The 4,041-nt window shown below is 70.3% G+C and carries 3 protein-coding genes; all 3 read left to right on the top strand.

Going from position 1 to position 4,041, the window contains the following annotated elements; all coding sequences use genetic code 11:
- On the top strand, positions 1-1,485 hold a 1,485-nt coding region (locus tag GPA27_RS27905; RefSeq protein WP_211165294.1), incomplete at its 5' end, for a c-type cytochrome.
- A gap of 16 nt (positions 1,486-1,501) precedes the next feature.
- Positions 1,502-3,010 carry a c-type cytochrome gene (locus GPA27_RS27900; RefSeq protein ID WP_169143665.1) on the top strand — a complete coding sequence of 503 codons (1,509 nt, stop codon included), beginning with the start codon at positions 1,502-1,504 and terminating at the stop codon, positions 3,008-3,010.
- Positions 3,011-3,043: 33 nt separating this feature from the next.
- The coding region (locus tag GPA27_RS27895; protein WP_169143664.1) for a TIR domain-containing protein at positions 3,044-4,041 on the top strand (998 nt) is incomplete at its 3' end.

Genomic DNA, 4,041 nt, shown 5'->3' with positions numbered 1-4,041 from the left:
CCCGCAAGACGCTGGTGCTGCGGCGTCTTGCTCGTCGTCGCCGCGCTGATGTTGGTCCCGGCGACGATCGCCGTCGGCCTGTACGTGCGCTTTTCCGCCGACGAGCCGGTGAGCTACCCGGACATCGAGCGCCACTTCAAGTACGGCTCGACCGGCGGCGAACGCGCATCGGGCTTCCCGTACTGGATCTGGCAGGTGCTGCCCACGGTGTGCGCGAAGTACCTGCCCGGCGAGGGATACGCCTCGCTCGGCATGATCTTCGAGGAAGGCCGCACGCTGCCGGTCGGCGTGTCGATGCGCCGCAACCTCGGCCTCGACCGCGTCTTCCTCAACTGTGCGGCCTGCCACGCCGGCACCGTGCGCGACACGCCCGAGGCCGCGCCGCGCGTGTATCTGGGCATGCCGGCCCACCAGTTGAACCTGATGGGCTTCGAGAACTTCTTCTTCAATTGCGCCGCCGACGCGCGCTTCAGCCCCGACACCATCATCCCCGAGATCGACGCGCGCGCCGGCAAGCTCGGCCCCTTCGACCGCTACGTGGTGTATCCGGTCGCGATCGCCTTGATGCGCGAGCGCCTGCTGATGCTGCGCGAGCGCTTCGCGTGGTCGCTGTCGCAGCCGCCGTGGGGCCCGGGGCGGGTCGACACCTTCAACCCGTCGAAGGCGCTGTTCAATTTCCCGTCCGGACGCCTCGCGCCCGAGGAGCGCATCGGCACCACCGACTTCCCGTCGATCTGGGAGCAGCGGAAGCGCAAGACGCGCGACGACGGCCAGCCGATGCAGCTGCACTGGGACGGCAACAATACCAAGGCCGAGGAACGCAACAAGAACGCCGCCTTCGGCACCGGCACGACGCCGCCGACGATCGACCTGGTCGCGATCGGGCGCCTCGAGGAATGGCTGCTCGACGCCGCACCGCCGAAGTACCCCTACGCCATCGACGCGGCGCTCGCCGCGCGCGGCGCACCGCTCTACGCCGAATACTGCGCCGGCTGCCACGGCGCCAGCGGGCAGGACTTCCGCGGCCCGCAAGTCGGCCACGTCACGCCGCTCGCCGAGATCGGCACCGACCGCCACCGCCTCGACTCCTTCACCCCCGAGCTCGCGCAGAACCTCGGCGCCGTCTATGCCGGCTACCCGTGGCGCTTCAGCGGCTTCCGCAAGACCTTCGGCTACGCCAACATGCCGCTCGACGGCCTGTGGCTGCGCGGCCCCTACCTGCACAACGGCTCGGTACCGACGGTGCGCGACCTCCTCGAACCGGCGTCGCGGCGCCCGGCAAGCTTCTGCCGCGGCTACGACGTCATCGACCGCGACAAGCTCGGCTTCGTCAGCGACGTGTGCGAGGAAGGCGCGCGCACGTACTTCCGCTACGACACGGCGATCCCCGGCAACGGCAACGGCGGCCACGAGGGCGCGCCCTACGGCACCGAGCTGGCCGCCGACGACAAGGCCGCGCTGCTCGAATACCTCAAGACCTTCTGATGCCGGAGGCGGCGTGATGCAAGCCACGAACGAGAACGACACGGGCGGCCCGGGCAACGATCCCCTCGCGCCCGCGCACAGGCACCGCTGGCTGTGGATCGCGCTGACCGTGCTGCTCGCCGCCGGCGCCGCGCTCGCCTACCTCGGCTGGTACCGCTTCCTGCGCGAGGAGGCGCAACCGGCGTGGGTCACCGCCACCCCCGAGATGCGCTGGAAGTACGGCTCGATCGGCGCGGAGAACGACGCCGGCATCCCGTACTGGATCTTCTACGTGCTGCCGCGCATCTTCCCCGAGAAGCTCCCCGGCGCGGGCGGCTATGCGTCGCTCGGCGTCGCGTGGGAACAGGGCATGGAGTTGCCGATCGGCTTCACCAAGAAGACCATCGGCTTCCCGCGCGTCGCCAACACCTGCGCCGCCTGCCACACCGCCAGCTATCGCAGCCGCCACGACGAGAACCCGACCTACCTCGTCGCCGGGCCGGGCCACACGCTCAACCTCGAAGCCTTCTTCCGCTACCTCATCGACTGCGCGAAGGACCCGCGCTTCACCCCCGACGTGCTGATGCGCGAGATCGCGCTGGTCACCGAACTCGACTGGCTCGACCGCCTCGCGTACCGCTTCCTGATCATCCCGATCACGAAGAAGCGCCTCCTCGAGCGCGAGGCGCAGTTCGCGTGGATCTACCGCACGGACTTCCCCGACTGGGGGCGCGGGCGCGACGACGCGATGAACCTGACAAAGTACTTCATGATCGAGGCGCCGATGGACGACAGCTTCGGCCCCACCGACATGCCCGCGCTGTGGAACCTCGACAAGTACAAGCCGGAGAAAGGGCATTTCATGAACCTCGCCGGCGACAGCCACGACGCGCGCTCGGTGATCATCGATTCCGCGCTCGGCGTCCTCGGCGCGCCGCCCAAGGACCGCCAAGCCTTCCTCGGCCACGTCGACTGGATGCACGCCTTCCTCGGCAAGCTGCCGGCGCCGAAATACCCGTTCGCGCTCGACGCCGAGCGCGCCGCCGCCGGCAAGCCCGTGTTCGATGCTCACTGCGCCGCCTGCCACGCCTCCGACCGCACCGGCACGCGCCTGCCGCTCGCCGAGCTCGGCACCGACCGCGGGCGGCTGGACAGCTGGAACAAGGAAGCCGCGATCGAGGCCAACCGCGTCGTGCGCGCGATGGGCATCACCCGCAAGGGCCTCGTCGAGGAAACCCTCGACGGCTACGTCATCCCCTTCCTCGACGGCATCTGGCTGCGCGCGCCCTATCTGCACAACGGTTCGGTGCCGACGCTGCGCGACCTGCTCGAACCGCCGTCGCGGCGCCCGGTCGAATTCCTGCGCGGCTATGACGTCTATGATCAGGTGAAGGGCGGCTTCGTCACCGCCGGCAGCGATGCCGCGCGCGTCGGCACCCTGCACGACACCCGCCTGCGCGGCAACGGCAACGGCGGCCACCTGTACGGCACCGAGTTGCCCGACACCGACAAGGATGCGCTGGTCGAATACCTCAAGTCCCTCTGACCCTTTCTACCTCGCGGACACGGCATCCGACGCATGACTCCCGCACCGACCGCCTTCATCAGCCACGCCGCCGACGACGCCGCGACCGCCGCCGAGCTGTGCCGCCACCTCGAATCGCGCGGCATCCACTGCTGGATCGCCCCGCGCGACGTCACGCCGGGCCGCGAGTACGCCGCCGAGATCCTGTCGGGAATCGAATCCTGCAGCGCCTTCGTGCTGCTCCTTTCGGGCCACAGCAACGAATCGCTGTTCGTGCACCGCGAAGTCGAACGCGCGACGAGCAAGGGCAAGGCGATCTTCCCGGTGCGCATCGAGAACGTGCTGCCCGACCGCGAGCTCGAACTCTTCATTTCCTCGGCGCACTGGATCGATGCCTGGGAGCCACCGCAGAGCAACCAATGGGAGCGGCTCGCGCAGGCGATCCGGGGCGCGCGCCCGACCTCCACGCCCGCCGGGCTCCAGCGCCACACCCCGCCCGCAAGCGCCAATCGCGCGCGCAACCAGCGCTTCGCCGCCGCAGTGGGCGTCGTCGTCGTGGCGATCCTCGCCGGCAGCTGGATCATGCGCGGTGAGCGCACGCCCGACGCGGCACCGGCAGAGGGCGGCGTCACCCCCGCGCGCGTCGCACCGACGCTACCGCAGGAAACGGTCCCGGCGACTTCCGCGCGCCGGGCGTCCGAACCGCCTCCCGCGCGGACGGCGGACGCTCCCGACGCCATCGGCCCCTGCCCCCAGAACCTCGCGATCAACCCCGACCTCCCGATGCCCTTCAGCTGCCGCTGCAGCGCCGAGGCCACGCGTGATGGCGCGGTCTGGGGCACCGACCTGTACACGACCGACTCCAGCCTGTGCCGGGCCGCACGGCACGCCGGCGCGGTCTCGCCCGACGGCGGACCGATCACCGTCGAGCGCGTCGCGGGGCGAGACCTCTACATCGGCACGGCGCGCAACGGCGTCACGACCAACGACTACGGCACCTACAGCGACAGCCTGCACTTCGCCGGCACGCCGCAGCCCCCCGACCCCGGCCC

The sequence above is a fragment of the Aromatoleum toluolicum genome, from assembly GCF_012911005.2.
GTDB classification, from domain to species: domain Bacteria; phylum Pseudomonadota; class Gammaproteobacteria; order Burkholderiales; family Rhodocyclaceae; genus Aromatoleum; species Aromatoleum toluolicum.
This window is presented reverse-complemented; position numbering and strand designations above follow the sequence as displayed.

What these genes read in the sequence shown, in the direction of transcription:
- GPA27_RS27900 (WP_169143665.1), top strand. Translation starts at nt 1,502, where the DNA reads ATGCAAGCCACGAACGAGAACGACACGGGCGGCCCGGGCAACGATCCC.